21 protein-coding genes are annotated in these 18,885 nt (G+C 60.8%); 12 read left to right on the top strand and 9 right to left on the bottom strand.

Going from position 1 to position 18,885, the window contains the following annotated elements:
• The first annotated feature begins 329 nt into the window (after positions 1-329).
• The 7 genes from ACSQ3Q_RS12550 (at position 330) to ACSQ3Q_RS12520 (ending at position 7,313) form a co-directional block, all read left to right on the top strand.
• Positions 330-3,260 (top strand): EAL domain-containing protein, encoded by a 2,931-nt coding sequence (locus tag ACSQ3Q_RS12550; RefSeq protein WP_436134702.1) that lies wholly within the window; start codon positions 330-332, stop codon positions 3,258-3,260.
• Positions 3,261-3,278: 18 nt separating this feature from the next.
• The gene (locus tag ACSQ3Q_RS12545; protein WP_436134701.1) at positions 3,279-3,608 is read left to right on the top strand and encodes a hypothetical protein; all 330 of its coding nucleotides are present in this window, start codon (positions 3,279-3,281) and stop codon (positions 3,606-3,608) included.
• Positions 3,605-4,447 carry an HDOD domain-containing protein gene (locus ACSQ3Q_RS12540; protein WP_436134700.1) on the top strand — a complete coding sequence of 281 codons (843 nt, stop codon included), beginning with the start codon at positions 3,605-3,607 and terminating at the stop codon, positions 4,445-4,447. The genes ACSQ3Q_RS12545 and ACSQ3Q_RS12540 overlap by 4 nt, the downstream gene beginning before the upstream one ends.
• 12 nt (positions 4,448-4,459) lie before the next feature.
• Complete coding sequence (locus ACSQ3Q_RS12535) at positions 4,460-5,416, top strand: ATP-binding protein (RefSeq protein WP_436134699.1); 957 nt, start codon at positions 4,460-4,462, stop codon at positions 5,414-5,416.
• A 92-nt stretch (positions 5,417-5,508) separates the two neighbouring features.
• Positions 5,509-6,750: an HD domain-containing phosphohydrolase gene (locus ACSQ3Q_RS12530; RefSeq protein WP_436134698.1), complete on the top strand. Its 1,242-nt coding sequence runs from the start codon at positions 5,509-5,511 to the stop codon at positions 6,748-6,750.
• 14 nt (positions 6,751-6,764) lie between these two features.
• A complete protein-coding gene (locus tag ACSQ3Q_RS12525) occupies positions 6,765-7,061 on the top strand; it encodes a response regulator (protein WP_436134697.1) in 297 nt (98 codons plus the stop codon).
• A gap of 15 nt (positions 7,062-7,076) precedes the next feature.
• The gene (locus tag ACSQ3Q_RS12520; RefSeq protein ID WP_436134696.1) at positions 7,077-7,313 is read left to right on the top strand and encodes a hypothetical protein; all 237 of its coding nucleotides are present in this window, start codon (positions 7,077-7,079) and stop codon (positions 7,311-7,313) included.
• Positions 7,314-7,361: 48 nt separating this feature from the next.
• On the opposite strand, the gene ACSQ3Q_RS12515 is transcribed toward ACSQ3Q_RS12520, so the two are convergent.
• Positions 7,362-10,388 carry an EAL domain-containing protein gene (locus ACSQ3Q_RS12515; protein ID WP_436134695.1) on the bottom strand — a complete coding sequence of 1,009 codons (3,027 nt, stop codon included), beginning with the start codon at positions 10,386-10,388 and terminating at the stop codon, positions 7,362-7,364.
• A 220-nt stretch (positions 10,389-10,608) separates the two neighbouring features.
• On the opposite strand from ACSQ3Q_RS12515, the gene ACSQ3Q_RS12510 reads away from it, so the two are divergent.
• The 5 genes from ACSQ3Q_RS12510 (at position 10,609) to ACSQ3Q_RS12490 (ending at position 15,749) form a co-directional block, all read left to right on the top strand.
• On the top strand, positions 10,609-12,504 hold the full coding sequence (locus ACSQ3Q_RS12510; protein WP_436134694.1) for a TonB-dependent receptor plug domain-containing protein: 1,896 nt from the start codon (positions 10,609-10,611) through the stop codon (positions 12,502-12,504).
• A gap of 8 nt (positions 12,505-12,512) precedes the next feature.
• A complete protein-coding gene (locus tag ACSQ3Q_RS12505) occupies positions 12,513-13,076 on the top strand; it encodes a YfiR family protein (RefSeq protein WP_436134693.1) in 564 nt (187 codons plus the stop codon).
• The gene (locus ACSQ3Q_RS12500) at positions 13,077-14,603 is read left to right on the top strand and encodes a sensor histidine kinase (RefSeq protein WP_436134692.1); all 1,527 of its coding nucleotides are present in this window, start codon (positions 13,077-13,079) and stop codon (positions 14,601-14,603) included. It abuts the gene before it with no gap.
• Positions 14,590-15,027 carry a response regulator gene (locus ACSQ3Q_RS12495; protein WP_436134691.1) on the top strand — a complete coding sequence of 146 codons (438 nt, stop codon included), beginning with the start codon at positions 14,590-14,592 and terminating at the stop codon, positions 15,025-15,027. The genes ACSQ3Q_RS12500 and ACSQ3Q_RS12495 overlap by 14 nt, the downstream gene beginning before the upstream one ends.
• A gap of 374 nt (positions 15,028-15,401) precedes the next feature.
• The gene (locus ACSQ3Q_RS12490; protein ID WP_436134690.1) at positions 15,402-15,749 is read left to right on the top strand and encodes a hypothetical protein; all 348 of its coding nucleotides are present in this window, start codon (positions 15,402-15,404) and stop codon (positions 15,747-15,749) included.
• Between the two features lie 196 nt (positions 15,750-15,945).
• On the opposite strand, the gene ACSQ3Q_RS12485 is transcribed toward ACSQ3Q_RS12490, so the two are convergent.
• Genes ACSQ3Q_RS12485 through ACSQ3Q_RS12450 form a run of 8 tightly spaced genes read right to left on the bottom strand, consistent with a single transcriptional unit; the run spans position 15,946 to position 18,755 of the window.
• Positions 15,946-16,104, bottom strand: coding sequence for a hypothetical protein (locus ACSQ3Q_RS12485; protein ID WP_436134689.1), 159 nt, complete (start codon positions 16,102-16,104; stop codon positions 15,946-15,948).
• Positions 16,101-16,265 (bottom strand): hypothetical protein, encoded by a 165-nt coding sequence (locus ACSQ3Q_RS12480; protein ID WP_436134688.1) that lies wholly within the window; start codon positions 16,263-16,265, stop codon positions 16,101-16,103. Before ACSQ3Q_RS12480 ends, ACSQ3Q_RS12485 begins: the two co-directional genes overlap by 4 nt.
• A complete protein-coding gene (locus ACSQ3Q_RS12475; protein ID WP_436134687.1) occupies positions 16,262-16,690 on the bottom strand; it encodes a DUF1353 domain-containing protein in 429 nt (142 codons plus the stop codon). The genes ACSQ3Q_RS12480 and ACSQ3Q_RS12475 overlap by 4 nt, the downstream gene beginning before the upstream one ends.
• The gene (locus tag ACSQ3Q_RS12470) at positions 16,687-16,842 is read right to left on the bottom strand and encodes a hypothetical protein (protein WP_436134686.1); all 156 of its coding nucleotides are present in this window, start codon (positions 16,840-16,842) and stop codon (positions 16,687-16,689) included. The genes ACSQ3Q_RS12475 and ACSQ3Q_RS12470 overlap by 4 nt, the downstream gene beginning before the upstream one ends.
• Positions 16,843-16,845: 3 nt before the next feature.
• Positions 16,846-17,268 (bottom strand): hypothetical protein, encoded by a 423-nt coding sequence (locus tag ACSQ3Q_RS12465; RefSeq protein ID WP_436134685.1) that lies wholly within the window; start codon positions 17,266-17,268, stop codon positions 16,846-16,848.
• Entirely contained in the window at positions 17,268-17,681 is a 414-nt protein-coding gene (locus ACSQ3Q_RS12460) for a hypothetical protein (RefSeq protein ID WP_436134684.1), read from the bottom strand. The genes ACSQ3Q_RS12465 and ACSQ3Q_RS12460 overlap by 1 nt, the downstream gene beginning before the upstream one ends.
• 2 nt (positions 17,682-17,683) lie before the next feature.
• On the bottom strand, positions 17,684-18,073 hold the full coding sequence (locus ACSQ3Q_RS12455; protein WP_436134683.1) for a hypothetical protein: 390 nt from the start codon (positions 18,071-18,073) through the stop codon (positions 17,684-17,686).
• A gap of 4 nt (positions 18,074-18,077) precedes the next feature.
• Positions 18,078-18,755, bottom strand: coding sequence for a transglycosylase SLT domain-containing protein (locus ACSQ3Q_RS12450; RefSeq protein WP_436134682.1), 678 nt, complete (start codon positions 18,753-18,755; stop codon positions 18,078-18,080).
• Positions 18,756-18,885: the final 130 nt, after the last annotated feature.

Here is an 18,885-nt window from a genome sequence, read left to right as displayed (position 1 = left end):
CCCGGAGTCAGCAAGGGCATCAGCCCGTCAAGGGAAGTGCAGTGGCCCCTGTGAACACACGCCGCTCGTGGTGATTGTGTGGACATGGCGCGACACGGATGGAGGCGCGTATTCAACCAGCTTGGGGTTTACGCCGTGACAAGTGGCGGCGACCTCGGTAGAGTTGTTTGGAAGGTTCATTTCCAACTCTTTCCGCCGGGCACCCGCCACAGTGCCTCGGCGCAGAGTTCACCCCCATCGTCGAGGTGCCTCCTTGAGTCGAAACCGCCTGATTCCGCTGAAGCTGCTTTGTTGCTGCGTCACAGCCGTGTTTGCGAAAGTCCACGGCAATGCATAGCGACGAAGCCGTTGGCCACGCGACCCAGACGGACACCGAGCTTTACGAAGCCGACTACCGGCTGCTGATGGAGCAGGTGCAGACGGCGGTGTTTGTCGTGCAAAACGGCCGGTTCCTTTTTGTCAACCCAAAGCTCCTGGAGCTTTTTGGCTACAGCAAAGAGGAAATGCTGGGAGGCATGGACCCCATGCTGATCTGTGTGCCGGAACACAGAAACATGGTGCGAGCTCAAGTCAGCGCCCGGATCGCGGGTGTGGTCGGGATGGCGTACGAAATCGAATGCCAACGCAAAAACAGCGATCGCTTCAATGCCCAGGTGTGGGGCGCCAAGATCCTCCTGGGCGGGCAGCCTGCGGACCTGGTCACCCTGCACGATGTCAGCGCCATCAAGACGGCCACCCGTTACGCCGAGCAGCGCGTGCAGCTGTTTCGCAATGCTGAAGAACTGGCGCGCATCGGGTCTGCCGAGTCGGACCTGGTCACGGGCACCGTCACGCTGTCTTCCGGAATGCACGCGATCTTCGGAATTCCACAGACAGATGCCCCCGCCGGGAGCGACTGGCTGCTGTCACGGGTTCCCCCGGTGGAGCGGCCGTATGTACAGGCCATCAGCGAGGGCGTGTCCCCCGACGACGTGTGCGAGTTCCAGCACCGGATTGTTTATTCCGACGGCAGTTTGCGCACCGTGTTGCACCGGGTCCTTGCCGAGGCCGACAGCACCGGCACGGTGGTGCGTACCGTCACGCTTTTGCAGGACATCACGCAACAGCGCGCGGCCGAGCAGCGGATCGACAAGTTGGCCAACACGGATGAGATCACGGGGCTGCCCAATCGCAACGCGCTCACGGAATATCTCGACACGCGGATCCGCGAGGCCGCCAGGGAGGGGCGCCAGATCGCGCTGCTGAACCTGGAGATCGACAGGCTCAAGCTCGTGAGTGAGTCACTGGGCTACGCGGCTGGCGATCAGTTGCTGATAGAGGTCGGAAGGCGGCTTCAGCCCCAGGCCTTGCAAAGTGATTTGCTCGCCCACTTCGGCAGTGGGGAGTTTTCGCTGGTGCTGGCCCGCGACAAGGACGTGGACGAGATGGAGGCGCGCAGCATTGCGTCGACCCTGGTCGATGCGCTCTCGCAGCCGATCGCGATTGGCGACAACGAGATCAAGGTGACGTGCAACATCGGGATCGCCCTGTATCCCGCCCATGGCGAAGATCCGGAAAAACTGTTGCAACAGGCCCAGGCGGCCATGTACCGCGCCCATGAGCTGGGGAAGAACCAGATCTGTGTTTTCAGCTCGGGGATGCACTCCAAGGCCATCTCCCGGCTGGCCATGGAGTCTGGCCTGCGCCGCGCACTGGAGCGTAACGAACTCGATCTGCACTTCCAGCCCAAGCTGGAGCTGGTCAGCGGCACTGTGATTGGGGCGGAAGCGTTTCTGGAATGGAATCCCCCGGACGGCACGTCAATACCGAGGTCCAGCTATGTCCGGGTGGCAGAAGAAACCGGCCTGATCGTGCCTATTGGTGAATGGGTTTTGCGGACCGCCTGTCGGCAAGCGCTGGAGTGGCAGCGCGCGGGGCACACGAACTTCCGGATCGCGGTCAACTTGTCGGCCCGCCAGCTGCAGCAGCCCGACCTGGCCCAGAAGATCCAAAAAATCCTCATCGAAACCGGCCTCGACCCGCGGCTGCTGGGCCTGGAGGTGACCGAGGGCGCGTTGATGGGTGAGAGCGCGCGCATCGCACGCATTTTGGGTGAATTGAAGGCGTTGGGGATCGAGATTTCGCTCGACGACTTCGGAACGGGGTATTCCAGCCTGAGCTACCTGCGCACGCTGCCCATCGATGTGGTCAAGGTCGACCGCACTTTTGTCCATGACGTCACTGCTGCATCGCAGGATGTGTCCATCACCCGCGCCATCATCAATATGGCGCACAGCCTTCAGATGAAGGTCTTGGCCGAGGGCGTGGAGACTGAGGGCCAGCTGGCGCTGCTCATCGCAAACCGATGCGACCAAATGCAGGGGTTTTACTTCAGCGGGCCGATCTCGGCCGAAGCCATGGGCGCCCTGTTGAGCGAACGCACGGCGCTGCCCGACCATCTGCTGCTGCGCCGCACCCATCAGCGCACCCTGCTGCTGGTGGACGATGAAGACAGCATCGTCTCGGCACTGCGCCGCCTGTTGCGCCGTGACGGCTATCACATCGTTACCGCGAACAGCGGCGCGCAAGGTCTGCAGCGACTGGCAGAAAACTCGGTGGATGTCATCGTGTCGGACCAGCGCATGCCGGGCATGACGGGGGTGGAGTTCTTGCGCCGCGCCAAGGAGCTGTACCCCGATACGGTGCGGATGGTGCTGTCCGGCTACACCGAGCTGCAATCCATCACCGACGCGATCAACGAGGGGGCCATTTACAAGTTTCTCACCAAGCCGTGGGACGACGAGCGGCTTCGCGGCCATGTGGCAGAAGCATTCTCCCAAAAGGAGATGGTCGACGAAAACCGGCGCCTTGCCGGCGCCGTGCTCAGCGCCAACGAAGAACTCAGTGCGGTCAATGAGCGCTTGCAACAGTTGCTCACGAATCAACGGGAGCAAATACACCGCGAAGAGAGTAGCCTGAGCGTGGCCCGCGAGGTGCTCGACAACATTCCTGCCGCAGTCATCGGTGTGGACCTGGAGGGCATGGTGGCTTTTGTGAACGCCGATGCCGAGGCCCTGTTTGGCGCGGCGACCCCGCTGTTGGGCGAAGACGCCGAGAAGGTGTTGCCCGCTGACTTGCGCAAGGTATGGCAGGCGGCGGATCAAAGCTACCACGACGTACAAGTCGCTGGGGGTGCTTTCCGCGTGGTGTGTCGTTCGGTGGGGGGCGACGACCACTCGCGCGGGCGTTTGCTGGTACTGGTTCCGAGCAGCGCGGCTTAAGGTCCAGAAATGACGTCCATGCAAACACTTTCCACCACTGTTGATGTCATCCCGAACGGCTTGCTCCTTGCCCAACCGGTGCTGGACGCCCACGGGCAGCTTCTGCTGCCAGCGGGTGCACCGATTACGCGCAGCGCTTTGAACAGCCTGCAGCGGCGTGGCGTGGAGACCATCTTTGTGAACCCGCCTGCCGAGACAGAGGCTGCCCACAGCAAGGGGGACCCTGCGGCCCTGCAGGCGGACACCGAAAAACGCTTGTTGCATCTTTTTCGGCCTGCCATGCAGGCGCGCCAACTCAATCCTTTGTTCCATCTCATCTTGAGTTACCGCTCTGTGGAGAAGCCATGAAGCACCTCACTACGGATGAGATCTTGCGCAGTATTCACGAGCTACCCGCGCTGCCTGCCGTGGTGCTGGAGTTGATCCAGTCTTTTAGCGACAGCCGAATTTCGGCGGAGCAGCTGGCAGTGAAGATATCGCACGACCAGGCGATTGCTGCCAAGACACTGCGTCTGGCAAATTCTTCTTTTTATGGCCTTCCCCGCCAGGTCACGTCCATTGCAGAAGCCACCGCCATTTTGGGACTGCGCACCTTGCGCAGTGTCGCCACGGCCGCGGGCCTGGTGGGTGGATTCGCCGGTGTTCGCTGCCGGGGTTTTGACTTCGACGCTTTTTGGCGCCATTCCATCGGTACGGCGTTGACAGCTAGGGCACTGGCGAAACGCGCCAAGCTTGACGAGGATGCCGCCTTTACTTTGGGCTTGGTTCACGACATCGGGCGGCTGGTGCTTGTCAGCTCCTACGAAGAGGAGTACGCGCAAGCCATCGCCTACCAGGTGGAGCATGACTGCCTGATGTATATCGCAGAGCGACACCATTTCGGCGTGGACCACGCGGAAGTGGGCGGAGTCGTGGCTGAGCACTGGCACTTTGCGCCCGAGATCGTGGCCGCCATCTCATGCCACCATCGCCCGCCACCCTCCAGTACGAAAAGCCTGACGGATCTGGTCCATGTGGCCGATAACGTTGCACACGGCCTTGACCTATCCCATAAGGAAAACGACATGGTGCCGCTGTTGGCGCTGGAATCCTGGGGGCGCCTGGCGCTGAGCGATGCAGACTATGCCGAAGTTTTTGAAGTGGTCACTGAGCAGCACGAAATCGTCTGCCACGCTTTGCTGGCCTGAAGAGGTAATGACATGAACTCTCACGACTCTCCATCAGCGAACGGGGCAACGGTAGCGCCCGCCTTGTCTTCCATGGAAGTGACGGAAGACCGGGTCAAAGAGTTGCTCCGGTCCAATGAGGAGCTGACGCGGTTGAACGCAAAGCTGTCAGACGCCCAGGACAAGCTGATGCAGTCTGAAAAGATGGCTTCCATCGGACAGCTTGCCGCCGGCGTTGCGCACGAAATAAACAACCCGATTGGTTTCATTTTTTCCAACTTCGGGACTTTGGAGCGCTATCTGGGCGACCTGTTCCAGATGCTCACTGCCTACGAAGAAGCGGAGTCGGCATTGGCGGGTACACCTGTCGCGGCGCGCCTCAAGGCGCTGCGCGACAAAATTGAACTCGATTACCTCAAGGAAGACATCCCGTCGCTGATGGCCGAATCCAAGGATGGCATTACGCGGGTGCGGAACATCGTCCAAAACCTGAAGGATTTCTCTCGGGTAGATACATCCCAGAAATGGGTGATGGCAGATCTGCACCACGGCATTGATTCGACGCTCAATATCGTCAACAACGAAATCAAATACAAGGCGGAAGTCGTCAAGGTGTACGGGGAGCTTCCCGATATCGAATGTCTGCCGTCTGAACTCAATCAGGTCTTTATGAACTTGCTCGTCAACGCCGCGCATGCCATTCAGTCCGAAAGGGGAACCATCACCATCAGTACGGGAGCCGACGACGAAAAAGTGTGGGTGGAAATTCAGGACACGGGTGAGGGCATCGCAAAGGAGAACCTGGGCAGGATATTCGACCCATTCTTCACGACCAAGGCGGTTGGCAAGGGGACTGGCCTGGGGTTGTCGCTTTCTTATGGCATTGTCAAAAAGCACCTGGGAAGCATCGACGTCTTCAGTGAGCAGGGCGTCGGTACACGCTTTCGGGTGACCCTGCCGATACACCATCCAGCGGAGGCCGAGGTGTGAGCTCTGACATCGACCTAACCGCTGCGCCTGAGGCGACACCCCCGACAACCGCGGGGCCGCAAGAGGGCGGGCACGTCTGGCGCATTCTCTGTGTGGACGACGAGCCCAATATCGTCGCTGCGCTCAAGCGCTTGTTCAGGGGCAGCGGATACGTGGTGGCCACCGCCACCAGTGGCGCTGACGCCCTGGAGCACATGGAGCAGGATCCGGCAGATCTGGTGTTCTCTGACATGCGGATGCCCGGCATGAGCGGCGCCCAGCTGCTAGAGCAGATTCGCAAGCGCTGGCCGAAGACCACACGCGTCCTGCTGACGGGCTATGCCGATATTGGCTCGACCATCGAGGCAATCAACAGCGGCCAGGTCTACCGGTACATCACCAAACCATGGGACGACGGCGAGGTGCTGGCCACGGCCCATCAGGTGTTTGAGCGCCAGGCGCTTGAACATGAAAAGGAGCGTCTCGAGGCACTTCTTCATACCAAGAATCAGGCGCTGACCGAACTGAATGAAACCTTGGAGGAAAAGGTCGCCGCGCGCACCAGCGAGCTGCTCCAGCTGAGCCAGAAGCTCAAAAAGAACTATCTGACATCGATCAAGGTGTTCTCCAACCTGATGGAGTGGAGGGGAGGGCAGCTCTCCGGCCATTCGCGCCGCGTGGCCGATCTGGCGCGGCGGACCGCACGGGCGATGAACATGAGCGAGTCCGACCAGCAGGACGCTTTCATTGCGGGGCTCATGCATGACATCGGCCAGATTTCGCTTCCAGATACTTTGCTGGCGCGGCCCGTGCCCAAGTTCTCGGACGATGAGACCGCCCAGTACCGGCGCCATGCCACCCTCGGCGAGCAGGCGCTGATGGCACTTGACGACATGCAAGCCGTTTGCAACATCATTCGCAGCCACCACGAGCGCCACGATGGCCTGGGGTACCCGGACGGCTTGGTCGGCGAGATGATCCCGATGTCAGCCTGCATCCTGGCTGTCGCCGATACCTACGACGACCTGCAGATGGGGCACCTCAGCTCAACTCCGTTGAACGCCAGCGATGCGAGGTCGATGATCGCGCGGGGCCGGGGAACACAGTTCCACCCGGAGGTGGTGGACGTGTTTTTGCAGATGCTCTTGAAGGCAGCGCCCGGGGCGGAAATACCGCCCAGGATGCTGCGGACCTCACAGCTGCGCCCGGGCATGGTGTTGGCGCGCGATCTCTTGTCCGCGGAAGGCGCGGTGTTGCTAGCCGCCGACCATGTGCTCACAGAGGAGTTGATCAGACGGCTCCGGATACGTGAGGGGCGCGACGGCGTCGACATGATCTTGCCGATCAAGCCGTGATTTGAGGGCCTGACATGCAGAAGATACTGTTGCTGGACGATGAGCCCAATGTACTCATGGCAATCAAGCGGTGCCTTCGCGCGGGCTTTGGCCCGGATTTGCGGATTGAAGAGACGGTGGAGCCGGAGGTCGCGCTCGGCAAGCTGAGGGCCTCACCATTTGACGTGGTGATCTCCGACTATCGGATGCCGCTCATGACGGGCGTGGAATTTCTGGGACTGGTTCGTTCCATCCAACCCCGGGCAATACGGATGGTGTTGAGTGCGTCGTCAGATTCTGAAAATTTGATGCGCGCCGTCAATGATGCATAGGTCTTTCGGTATCTCTTGAAGCCGTGGGATGAGAAAGACCTGTTGAGCCATGTGCGGGCCGCGCTGGAGCGTGCCGACCAGTTGCGCCACGAGCATGAGCTGGCAGACGTTGGGCGCAAGGAGTTCGGCCAGTTGAGCGAGATGGAGCTCGAGCGCAGGCGGCTCGAGGCGCTGGAGCCCGGGTTGACGCAAGTGGCATGGGGGCCGGACGGCGAGGTTTTGGGCCCGGAGCACTATGCGGTCCCACGCTAGGTAGCAAAGGAGTCGGCGCGGTCTTGCCGCCGCGGCTCTGGGCAGTCGCTACTGCGCGTTCTTCCGCTGCGCCGTCTCATGGTGCCGGAACGCCTCGCGGATGTTTTCTCGCAGCAGCTCATCGTCCCAAGGTTTTGTCAAAAACTTGTAGATTGCGCCGCGGTTGATCGCGTCCGAAATGGACTCCAGATCGGTATACCCCGAAAGCACGATTCGAATGGTGTCTGGGTAGAGTTCTCGGGCGCGCGACAAAAACTCCGTACCCGACATTTCGGGCATGCGCTGGTCTGAGAGGATGACCTGAATCTCATGGCGGCCCAAAATATCAAAACCTTCACGCGCACTGTTGGCGGTGAGTATTTCGTACCCGTCGCGCCGCAGCAAACGCCGCATTGAAGCCAAAATGCCAGGCTCATCGTCAACGACCAGAATTCTTTTGGCGATACCCGAGGTTTGGCTGGGTATTTGAAGCGCCTTGCCATCTGCCAGCAGCCTGCCAAATTCATCGGCCGCGATGGGTCTACTGAAAAAGTAGCCTTGAATCTCGTCGCAATTCTTGCGGTAGAGGTAGTTCATTTGCGCTTCCGTTTCAACGCCCTCGGCTACCACCTTTAGCTTGAGATTGTGTGCCAGGTCGATGATGGCAGTGCAGATCGCAGCGGCATCAGGGTCATGAATTACATCTCTCACAAAGCTCTGGTCGATTTTCAGGAAGTCGATGGGGAAGCGCTTGAGATATGCCAGGGAAGAGTAGCCGGTTCCGAAGTCATCGATCGCGATCCGCACGCCCATCTCCCGGATGTCATGCAAGCGCTGGATGTTGGCATCAATATCCTCCATGAATAGGCTTTCGGTGATCTCAATATCCAAAGGCACCGCTTTGCTCTGGGCTTTTGCGAGGCAGGTTCTCAGCACTTTGGTGAATTCGGATTGACGCATCTGAACTGGCGAAACATTCACGGCGATCCGCGGCGGTACCAATCCCTGGCTGCTCCAGGTTTGATGATCCTCAATCGCTTTTTCAATCACCCACTGTCCCACGTCGATGATCATCCCAGTCTGCTCAAGAATGGGGATGAACACGGCAGGCGAAACCAATCCCTCGTCTGCGCTGTTCCAGCGGATAAGCGCTTCCATCCCGTTAACGCGTCCGTCGAGAAGCGCGACCTTGGGCTGGTAATGCAAGACAAACTCTTGGTTCTCCAACGCCTTATGCAGCTTGCTCTCGATACTGAGCTGACTGTGCACGCGCTTGTTCATCGCCGAGGTATAGAACTGATACCGGCCCTTGGCCGACCCCGCATCGCGCGAAGCAGCTTCCGCGTGCAGAAAAAGGGAGTCCGCGTCCTCGCCGTCGTCGGGGAAAAGCGAAATTCCAGTGCGGAACGTGAGGTATAGCTCCTTTCCGTCGGACCTGAACGGCTGGTCCATCAGCGGGAATATTTTCTCGGTCAGAAGATGGGCGATTTCGGCAGGAGCGCCACTGTAGGTCACGATGATGCCAAATTGGTCCGACCCCATGCGCGCCAGATTGTCGCTGGATCCCAGTGCCTCAATCATGCGCTTCGCAAACGCCTGAATAAGTGCATCACCGCCGTGTCGTCCTAACGTGTCGTTGATATTCTTGAAACGGTCTATATTCATCCACACCAGGGCGACGGATCCGTTTTCTTCCGCAGAAGTGCTTCCGGTGCGCTGGATCACCTGGTTGAGTCGATCCTGGAGGAGGCTCCGATTGGGAAGGCCGGTCAGTGCATCGTAGTACGCTAAGTAATTGAGTCGTTCTGACTTTTCAAGGTGGTCGAGTGAGAACGCAATATCCGACGCCAATTCCTGCAGCAGGCGAATTTCTGCATCATCAAAGAAATTCTTCTCTTCTGAATAAAGTGCCATCAACCCCAAGGTTTTCTGATTCACCGACAGGGGGAACAGGCCAAAGCTCTGAAATCCTCTGCGAATGGCCTCGTCCTGCAACTTGATACGAATTTCTTGTTGAACGTCCTGCACCAATACCGCTTGTGAATTGGTTATGCATTGGGCGACCAACCCATATTCCCCGGTATTGCGCTCGTCGAGCCCCATGGGGATATGTTCAATGTAGTCCTCTCCCGAACCGGCCCATGCGACGGGGGTGACATTTTTCGCATCAGCTTGTGCGATGCCTATCCAAGCCAAGCGGAAGCCTCCGGACTGCACAGCGATTTGACAGGCCTCATCGAATAATTCTTGGCGGTTTTCGGTCCTCACTATCAATGAGTTGATGCTGCTCAGGACGGCATAAATCCGGTTGAGGCGCTTGACCTTGAGTTCCGCATGTTTTCGCTCGGTGATGTCGACCACCGAGCCAGCCATGTAGGTGGCTTGACCACTCTCATTCCACATCGCTTGCCCCTTCGCATGGGACCATCGATAGGTTCCGTCCTTGGCCAACGCTCTGTACTCGACGTCGTAGGGGACGCGGTTCTTGATATGTTCTGCGAAAGCGGTCAACACCATCCGCCGGTCATTGGGCTCGAGCAGGTTCAGCCACCCCGCGGCCGTGTTCTCCACTTCGTGATCCTCATAGCCCAATCGACGCTTCCACTGGGCTGAAATCTGCGCAATCCCAGTCTCGACATACCAGTCCCACACGTCGCCCGTGGACGCGGCCAGTCGAAACCGCAACTCGCTGTGCCGCAGGGCCTCCTGGGTGCGCTGCTGTTGTCGCGCCAACTCCGCATCGTTGAGGGCGCGTTGTATTGCCGGGGCGAGGCGTCCCAGGTCGTGCTTCAGGATGTAGTCCGTGGCTCCGCTCTTGAGCGCCTTGATGGCGTTTTCTTCTCCTATGGTTCCCGACACAAAGATGAACGGTACGTCGGGGCACAACTCTTGAACGATGGCAAAAGCAGCGATACCGTTGAAGCGCGGCATGCTGAAGTCCGAGAGGACGATGTCCGGCGTACAGCCGGTCAGTTCCTCACGCAGCCGCGCTTCGCTGTCAACGCGACGGCTCGTGAAGTTCAACGACGCGCGCCGCAACGCGTGTGTTACGAGTTCTGCATCGTTTGGCTCATCCTCAACCATCAGGATGTTCAAAGGGGCGGCTTGCAAATATTCCTCCTTCCACAGGACTTGGCCTGTGGAACACTGCCGTGCTGCGAACAGTCTAGGGGGCGACACCCCGCGCATCAAGAAATTCTTAGTTTCCGTCGTTTGGGTGCGCAACCGCAGTTGAAATGTTTGCAGCGCAAGGTTTTCAACCTACCATTGTTTCAAGTCCGGCTACAAAAGCTGGCGCACACGTGGGAGGTAGGCAGTGATACAGACCCGAACGTACCTGAGCGGACTGCTGGCGCTGTCCTTGTCTGCCGTGCATGCGCAGGATAGCAAAGCCTTTGCCCTGGCCGAGCTTTCGCTCGAGGAGCTGGCGAACATCCAGGTCACGTCCGCTTCTAGGCACCCCGAACTGCTGCGGGATGCCTCAGCCTCCATCTTTGTGATCACGTCCGAGAGCATCCGCCGTTCGGGCGCCACTACCCTGCCGGAGGCGTTGCGGCTGGCGCCCAATCTTCAGGTGGCCCGCCTTGACGCGAGCCAATACGCCATCAGTGCGCGGGGTTTCAATAACGCCATCGGTAACAAGTTGCTGGTCCTGATCGATGGGCGAACGGTTTACACGCCCTTCTTTTCTGGAGTCTTCTGGGATCAGCAGGACGTCATGCTGGAGGACATCGATCGGATCGAGGTCATCAGCGGCCCAGGCGGAACCTTGTGGGGCGCCAACGCGGTCAACGGCGTGATCAATGTGATCAGCAAGTCGTCTGCCAACACCCAGGGAGGGTTGTTGGTGGTTGGCGCCGGCAGCCAAGGGCGCGACGCCTCTTTTCGATACGGCGGTGTGCTGGGGGAAGGCGGCACTTTTCGCGTCTATGGCAAGGCCGATGCCACGCGGCCGGTGGTGCAGGCAGGTACCGCACCTGCTACGGACGGACGTTCACGGGGACAACTGGGCTGGCGGGCCGACTGGGCGGATCACACCACCGAACTGACCGTACAAGGCGATGTCTACGAGGGGGCCACGGACGCCCGCGGCTTCTTTGGCCGCACCGACATCGGGAAGGTCGAGGCCTCTGGCGCCAACATCCTTGGACGCCTGTCGCGAAAACTTGACGCGGGGCAAGACATCCGGCTTCAGGCTTATTACGACTTTACGGACCGCAAGGATGCATTGCTGTACCAACCACGGCAGCGCGTTTTTGACGTGGAGTTTCAGCACGGGGTGCCCCTAGGCTCGCACCGGTTGCTTTGGGGCGGGGGGTACAGGCAGGCGAACGACATCATTCGCCCTGGCGTCCTTTTTGGCTTTGTGCCGGCCCAAGCAAGATTGCGCTGGACAAACCTGTTTGTGCAAGATGAGTTCCGCCTGACGGACCGCCTGAACGTGACCGTTGGCACAAAATTCGAAAGGAATGACTTCACGGGATGGGAGTCCCTTCCAAGCGCACGTTTGGAATGGAAGCCGTCCCAGGAGCAACTGTGGTGGGGCGCAGTCTCGCGTGCCGTGCGCGCGCCGGCTCGCCTGGACCGGGACATCCGGCTGCCGCCCAATCCGCCCTTCATCATCGCAGGGGGCCCTGATTTCGAGTCCGAAGTTGCCAAGGTTCTCGAACTGGGATACCGGGCCCAGCCTTCGTCAACGCTGTCCTATTCGGTCACGGCATTTCAGCACCACTGGGACAAACTGCGCAGCGGGCAGCCGGCTCCCGGCGCACAAGTGCAGAACATGATCGGGGGCAAGACTTGGGGGCTGGAGGCATGGGGCGAATGGCAAGCAGCGCGCAATCTGCGGCTCGCGGGAGGGGTGTCGGTCTTGCGCAAGAACTTGCGCATACTGCCCGGAAGCACCGACCCGGAGGGCCCGCGTGCATTGGGCAACGACCCCGGCCACCAATGGATGCTGCGCGCAGGGTTCAATCTGCCCAACCGCCAGGAGCTCGATGTCATCGTGCGCAGGGTCGGGGCTTTGCCAGATCCGGCGGTGCGGGGGTACACAGCCGTGGATGTGCGTTTTGGCTGGGCCGTGCGCCCAGGCGTTGATCTTTCGATCGTGGGGCAAAACCTGTTTGACAGCGCTCACACGGAATTCAGCTCAGCACTGAGCCGCAGAGAGATTCCCCGCAATATTGCGTTGCGCATCAGGTGGACTTTGTGAGAGCTTGGATGTCTGCGCTGCACTGGAAGCAAAGCCTGACCTTGGTAGTGCTTCTGCTCGGCATGGCCATCCGCCCCAGCGCCGCGCAACCCGATTCACCGAGTGAAGAGTCGCAAGTGAAGGCGGCGTTTCTCTACAAGTTTGCCGGCTACGTCGAATGGCCGGATGGATTCCTAGGGTCCGTGCAAACCCCCTTCACGATCGGGGTGCTAGGCGCCGATGCCATCGCTGACGAACTGGCGCACATCGTTCAGGGCCGCAAGAGCCAATCGCGCAGCATTGCGGTGCGCCGCTTCAAGGCAGGGGACCCGCTGGAAGACATGGCGATCCTCTTCGTCGGCAAAGGGGACGCTGCGCGGCTGAAACCACTGAGGAGCACCTTGCAAACGCGGCCTATCCTCGTCGTGACCGAGGAGCCAACGGGTCTGGCGCACGGGGCCATGATCAACTTTCTGTTGGTAGACCGGCATGTTCGCTTCGAAGTGTCACTCGACCCTGTGGAAAAAAGCGGGTTGCGTCTGAGCTCGCGATTGCTCGCGGTCGCCCAGAAGGTTCATGCCGAGGGGCGCTAGATGCTCAATGCTGTTGCACGCTCACTCCGCTACAAGTTCTTGCTGGCCATGCTCGCAGCGACCTTCGTTTCGCTGGCCGTGGCAGGGTCCGCGCTGGCCTGGTACGAACTTCAGACCTACAAACAGCATGCCGTCAGTGATTTGCTGACCCAGGCCGAAATCCTGGGCCGCGCGACGGGCCCGGCTTTGGCGTTTGATGATCACAAGTCAGCGAAGGCCAATCTTTCTTTGCTGGAAACCCGACGCCAGATCCGAGCCGCTGCCATTTACAACGCCCGGGGCAAGCTGGTGGCGCAATACAGAGGGGAGGGCGCCGCCGAAGGACACAAAATCCCCCCGCTGCCACAAGCGGATGGAGTGCAGCTGCAAGGCAACGAGTTGGCGGTCTCCAAGAGAATTCTTGAAAATAACGAGATCGTGGGCACGGTCTACCTGAGTTCCGACTACGAACTGGTGCAGCGGTTTCGCAGCTACCTTGGCATCTTGGCCAGCGTGACTGCGCTGAGCTTGCTGGTGGCTGCAGTTATTTCAGCGTGGCTGCAGTCGGCTTTGACGAAACCCATCCTCGCTGTCACCGAGGTAGCCCGGCAGGTCACTGAGCACAAGGACTTTTCCCTGCGCGTTACCAAGACTACGCAAGACGAACTCGGCTACCTTGCTGATGCCTTCAATGAAATGCTGTCAGAGATTGCGCGGCGCGCTGAAGACCTGCAGATGGCCAACCGGGCAATGGGACGCGAAGTGCAAGAGCGCGAGCGCGCTGAACAGGAGATACGCCAACTCAATGCCGAGTTGGAACAACGCGTATCCCAGCGCACAATGCAACTGCAAACTGCCAACCAGGAACTCGAGAGCTTTAGTTATTCCGTCTCGCACGATTTACGTGCACCGCTTCGCTGGGTGGTGGGTTTTTCTGACGCTTTGATGGAAGACCACGGTGCCAGCCTGGACGATGAAGCCAGGCGAAAGATCCAGATCATTCAGAACGAAGGGCGACGGATGGGCGTGCTGATCGACGATCTGCTCGCACTGTCGCGCCTCGGCCGACGGGCGCTCAAAGTAGGGGGGGTAGACATGGGCGATGTGGTCCTCACCACCTGGAATGCGCTCAAGGAACGCGATGATTTCAGCAATGTGAACTTGCACATTGGGGCGATGCCCGTGGCGCTGGGAGACCGGGTGCTCCTGGGCCAGGTATGGACCAACCTTTTGTCGAATGCCCTCAAATTCACCTCGAAACAGCCCCATCCACGCATTGAGATCGGAGCCATCTCCGACGATATGGAACACATTTTCTTTGTGCGTGACAATGGAGCCGGGTTCGACCCGAAGTACAAGGACAAGTTGTTCGGGGTGTTTCAGCGGCTGCATGACGCCACCGAGTTCCCTGGAACGGGCGTGGGCCTTGCACTGGTCCAGCGGATAGTCCATCGGCACGGAGGCCGGGTCTGGGCAGACGGAAACCCAGGCGAAGGGGCTACCTTTTATTTCACCGTCCCACGGGAGAGCTGCGATGGAGTTGTTTGAAGAGGTCGATATTCTCCTTGTCGAGGATAGTCCCAACGACGCAGAGCTCGCGATACGGGCGCTGAAAAAACGCGGCTTTGCCAACAAGATGCTGTGGGTAAAAGACGGCGAGCAGGCCATCAACTATCTGTTCCGCCGTGGCGAGTATTCGCAGCACGATGAGGCCAGTCCGAAGCTTGTGCTTCTGGATCTGAAAATGCCCCGTGTCGACGGCATGGAGGTGCTCCGTGTCATGAAGGAAGACCAGCGCACGCGACGGATTCCCGTAGTGATGCTGACGTCTTCGCAGGAAGAACGCGATGTGGCGCAATCCTATGACCTGGGGGTCAATAGCTACGTCGTCAAACCCATGGACTTCGGTGAAATGGCAGACGTTGTCTGCCAAGCGGGGTCGTACTGGTTGGGTGTGAATCGCACGCCCTGATCTCACAAGAGATTGACCGAAGCGAAGTCCTGGCTATACGTTTGGGCGCTCTCAAAGCAGCCGGTGTTACGCGCCACAGTAGGATGGACTTGGCTTTGCATCGACGCGTTGTCGACAACTTAAGTTCACGACGGACAGGGGGGCTAAGGTTTTGGGCAGAGGGACAAGACATTTGCAACGCTGCCTCGCCTGATTGATTTTACATAATATACATCGTATCAAGTCAAGGAAGAAGGCCGGCTTCTTCGACGGCCTGGCGCCCAGCCTGGCCTAAGACAACCTCCCGCTTTTCGGCGCATTGGCCTTCCGGGGCCACGCCCATCATCCCCATCGAGCGGCGCCAGCTCGATAACCAAAAACCCCAGGAGTGATTCATGTTGAAGGTGCCACGTGTCCGTGGTGCAGCACAGCTGCGCCTGTTTGTCGAAGAGATTGGTTTTGTGCGGGTCTGCAAAGTGCTCGACGTCCACGAGGCCACGTTGCGCCGGTGGCTGCGCGAGGAATCGCCGGTGCCGGCCGCGCCGCTGCAGGCGCTGTACTGGCTCACGAGCTGGGGGTTTGCCGATGCCTGCGCCGAGGCTCATTGGTCGCATCAGTTCCTGTTGGGCAAGGTGCGCGAGCTGGAGGCCGCGATCAACTGGCGGGCGCCGGCGCGCTGGGTCGCGGCCAATGAGCAAGAGTTCCGGGCGCCTGGTGCGCTGGTGGTGCTGCAGCTCGTTTGACTATCAATTTCATAGCTATCAGCGCTTGTCGGATAAGCGCTAGACCCTGATTTGCCAATGAAAAAGCCGCCCGGAGGCGGCTCAAACCCTTGGAGTTCTCGCGCTGCGGTCAGCGGCGCTTTTTGAACTGGCCCTTTTTGGGGCCGGATTTGTGGCGGGGTGGCATGCGTCGTTTGGCCATGTGGATCTCCTATCGTCAGGTGTGCCCGCCTGGCTCCCCCCAGGCTTCGCGGATGTACTGGCGCACAGATGGGAGCTGGCGCATCAAGAAGGCGGCGATCAGCGCGCCGCCTAGCAAGATCAGGGCTTCACGGCCGAACTCGGCCGGCGTGGGGATGAAGGCTTTCAGGTTCATTTGCTGTTGATCCGGTCGATGCGCTCGTGGGCCTTGCCGGCCGATTCGTGCGCGTGCTGGGCGAGCAGCGAGATGCGGGCCAGGTCGGAGCGGATGGCGGCGTACACGCCGACGCCCACGCCCAGCGGCCCAGCCAGCTGCAGCAGGAGTTCGAAACTCATGGAAGAAATCCCTCTTGTTGAATTTGTATTGCCACGTTGGCGGGCTGCGCGGGGCCCGTGGCGGCCCAGGAACTCGCGCCCCCTGCCCTCACCCCCAGCCACATCACCCAGGCCCTCCACGGGCTCACGCCGCAGGCAATGGCGGCCTCTTCAAACAGGGCGTCCGCTGTTGCACGGTCGACCTGGTGCGTGGTGTAGAGCCAGTCATGCAGCACGGCGGCTGCGTGGGCCAGGCCGCCGGCGAGAAAGAAGGCCACCGGCAGGCGGGGCACGCTGGCCAGGTCTGTCACGAACCCTGCAGGCACGCTGCCGGCGCCGATGCTCGAGCACTCGAAACCCAGCGGGGCCAGCAGCACCCAGGTGCCCCGGCCGTCGCGGCTCACATCCTCGACCCGGCGCAGGTCTAACGCGGTGGTGAACTTCACTTCCGCTTTTCCTCGCCGGAATGAGTGGACTCCATCTGCGTGATCGCGGTGGCGTTGTAGCTTGCAGTGGCCACCCAGGACACGTGCAGGCCGCCGCAGCCGGACAGCAGCACAGCGATGGCGAGGGCAATGGCGGTTTTCTTGAAGTGCATGGGTCACCTGTAAATCGAGTGCGCGCCCACGGGGGCGATGTAGGCGCTGGGGTTGTTGTATCGGGGACCGTTGGGGCCTTGGGGCGTGACGTCCCAGCCGGTGGGCACGTAGAAGGCGCTGTTGGTGCCGATGTTTTCCGGGCGCGGTTCTGGGTGCGTGATGCCGTAGAGCCAGGTGCCCAGGGTGTCGGAGCCGTCTGGAAAGAGCGTGTTGTTCACGCCCTGGTAGACGACGTTTTCGTTGTTCCAGGGAGTCACTGCCCAGGCGCCATCGCGCACCGCCTGGCTGGCCGTGCTCCAGACCGCGCCTGCAGCATCGCCGGCCGCCGTGGAAGCCTTGCGCACCACGTAGGCCACGACGATGACGCCGCCGGCCAGCAGCGCCAGCTTTATCAACAGATCGGCAGAGACCGGCGCAACTCGCATCAGAACTGCTTCGAGGTGGTGCCGTCAGGCCAAATCCAAGTGCCGTTGGGCCCTGGCTTGCCGTAGCTGCTGCCGTTGTCCACGCCGGTGATCTGGGGGCCGCTTCCCGTGGTCCCGCCCCACACGGCGCCGCCTGGCGCAACAGTCGGCCGCGTGCTGCCGACGTCGGCGGGGGCAGGTGCAGGCGCAGCCGCTGGCCTGGTGCCCGAGGCCGTGCCGTCGACCACCTGCGGTTTCGTGGTGGTGTTGATCACGATGGGCTGGCTGGCCCAGTTGGCGGCTGAGCTGGCGGCGCCCAACAGGCCGCCCGAGCTGCCCAAGGCCGCCGAGTTGCCGGACTTGCGCATGTACAGCAGCAGGCCGATGCCAGCCACTGCGGCGACCACCATGATGGCTTTGCGGTCGATGGCCATGCTCAGTACCAATACTCGTTAGAGAAGTCGTACGCGCTGTTGAAGGGCGGATTGGCCGCAACGCCGTCGTTTGCCACGTAGGCACTCGGGTTGTTGTATTGCGGGCCGCCCGGGCCCTGCGGAGTCACATCCCACTGGGTTTGCGATCGGCCGTCGTACGTGCCATTGAGCGGGACGCCAGAGCCGCTGGACCCGCTACCCCTGAACAGGTTGTTGAGCGCGCCCAGGCCGGCGCCGATGATCGACGCGTTTTGCGCGGTGCGCCCGGGCTGGCCGCCTTGCTGGTACACCGGCTGCGCCATCGCGCGGCGGCTCATGAGGTAGTAGGCGCCGATGCCGAGCACGGCCAGGATCAGCAGGTTGTTTGGGCCAGGGGAAGTTGCAGCGCTCATGGTCTCAAGCCCAGTTGGTGCCGTTGCCCGCGTTCACGTCCGCGAGGATTTGGCTGTAGTAGTTGCGGGTTTCTTGGGGCGCGGAGCCCAGGCCCTTGCGCTGTACGTTCCCCTGCCCCCAGTTGTAGGCGGCGAGGGCTTCGGTCCAGTTGCCAAACTTGTTGTACAGCCTGGCCAGATAGCGGCCGGCCGCGTCGATGGCCTGCGGCACGTTCAGCGGGTCGATGCCCATCTCGCGCGCCGTGGCTGGCATGAATTGAGCGATGCCCAGCGCGCCGGCCGAGCTGGCCACGCGGCCGGTGATGATGTCTTCGCGGTAGCGGCACTCCTGCCACAGCAGGCGGGCCAGCATGTCACGCGGTATGCCGTGCGTGGTCTCAGCGGTGGCGATCATGCCGGCGTAGGCGGCAGGCGGGCGCCACAGGCCCAGGGAGGTTTTCGCGGAATTGATCATGTCTTCAAAGAGGTTGGTGGAGATGACTTGCCCATTGCCTGATTGGCCGTCGTCAGGCACTGGCTCTGGCGGCTCTGCCTGGTCGCCCCACTCGGGCACGAGGCCTTGCCAGCCATCGGGCAACATGCCGTCCCAGGCCGGTGCGCCCGGCGCGGCCTGGCGCTGCGCCAGGTCCACCGCCACCAGCACCACCACGACGCCCGCCAGCAGGTAGAGCAAGCGGTTCATTCATAGAACTCCCAGAGGCCCGCCGCGTCTGCCGCTGCAAACGAGTTCGCCGTGGTTGGCGATACAGTGCACCCGCCCGCTACCTTGCTTGCCATACCCCCCAGGTAGAAGCCCTGGCGGTCCGTTGTCA

Source organism: Acidovorax sp. LjRoot129 (assembly GCF_964253765.1).
Taxonomy (GTDB): domain Bacteria; phylum Pseudomonadota; class Gammaproteobacteria; order Burkholderiales; family Burkholderiaceae_C; genus Acidovorax.
This window is presented reverse-complemented; position numbering and strand designations above follow the sequence as displayed.

Excerpts from the sequence above, each read along its gene's own strand:
- ACSQ3Q_RS12470 (WP_436134686.1), bottom strand. The coding sequence starts at position 16,842 with ATGCACTTCAAGAAAACCGCCATTGCCCTCGCCATCGCTGTGCTGCTG.
- ACSQ3Q_RS12460 (WP_436134684.1), bottom strand. The coding sequence starts at position 17,681 with ATGGCCATCGACCGCAAAGCCATCATGGTGGTCGCCGCAGTGGCTGGC.
- ACSQ3Q_RS12480 (WP_436134688.1), bottom strand. The coding sequence starts at position 16,265 with ATGAGTTTCGAACTCCTGCTGCAGCTGGCTGGGCCGCTGGGCGTGGGC.
- ACSQ3Q_RS12535 (WP_436134699.1), top strand. The coding sequence starts at position 4,460 with ATGAACTCTCACGACTCTCCATCAGCGAACGGGGCAACGGTAGCGCCC.
- ACSQ3Q_RS12550 (WP_436134702.1), top strand. The coding sequence starts at position 330 with ATGCATAGCGACGAAGCCGTTGGCCACGCGACCCAGACGGACACCGAG.
- ACSQ3Q_RS12485 (WP_436134689.1), bottom strand. The coding sequence starts at position 16,104 with ATGAACCTGAAAGCCTTCATCCCCACGCCGGCCGAGTTCGGCCGTGAA.
- ACSQ3Q_RS12545 (WP_436134701.1), top strand. The coding sequence starts at position 3,279 with ATGCAAACACTTTCCACCACTGTTGATGTCATCCCGAACGGCTTGCTC.
- ACSQ3Q_RS12500 (WP_436134692.1), top strand. The coding sequence starts at position 13,077 with ATGCTCAATGCTGTTGCACGCTCACTCCGCTACAAGTTCTTGCTGGCC.
- ACSQ3Q_RS12505 (WP_436134693.1), top strand. The coding sequence starts at position 12,513 with ATGTCTGCGCTGCACTGGAAGCAAAGCCTGACCTTGGTAGTGCTTCTG.
- ACSQ3Q_RS12465 (WP_436134685.1), bottom strand. The coding sequence starts at position 17,268 with ATGCGAGTTGCGCCGGTCTCTGCCGATCTGTTGATAAAGCTGGCGCTG.
- ACSQ3Q_RS12495 (WP_436134691.1), top strand. The coding sequence starts at position 14,590 with ATGGAGTTGTTTGAAGAGGTCGATATTCTCCTTGTCGAGGATAGTCCC.
- ACSQ3Q_RS12450 (WP_436134682.1), bottom strand. The coding sequence starts at position 18,755 with ATGAACCGCTTGCTCTACCTGCTGGCGGGCGTCGTGGTGGTGCTGGTG.
- ACSQ3Q_RS12540 (WP_436134700.1), top strand. The coding sequence starts at position 3,605 with ATGAAGCACCTCACTACGGATGAGATCTTGCGCAGTATTCACGAGCTA.
- ACSQ3Q_RS12525 (WP_436134697.1), top strand. The coding sequence starts at position 6,765 with ATGCAGAAGATACTGTTGCTGGACGATGAGCCCAATGTACTCATGGCA.
- ACSQ3Q_RS12455 (WP_436134683.1), bottom strand. The coding sequence starts at position 18,073 with ATGAGCGCTGCAACTTCCCCTGGCCCAAACAACCTGCTGATCCTGGCC.
- ACSQ3Q_RS12490 (WP_436134690.1), top strand. The coding sequence starts at position 15,402 with ATGTTGAAGGTGCCACGTGTCCGTGGTGCAGCACAGCTGCGCCTGTTT.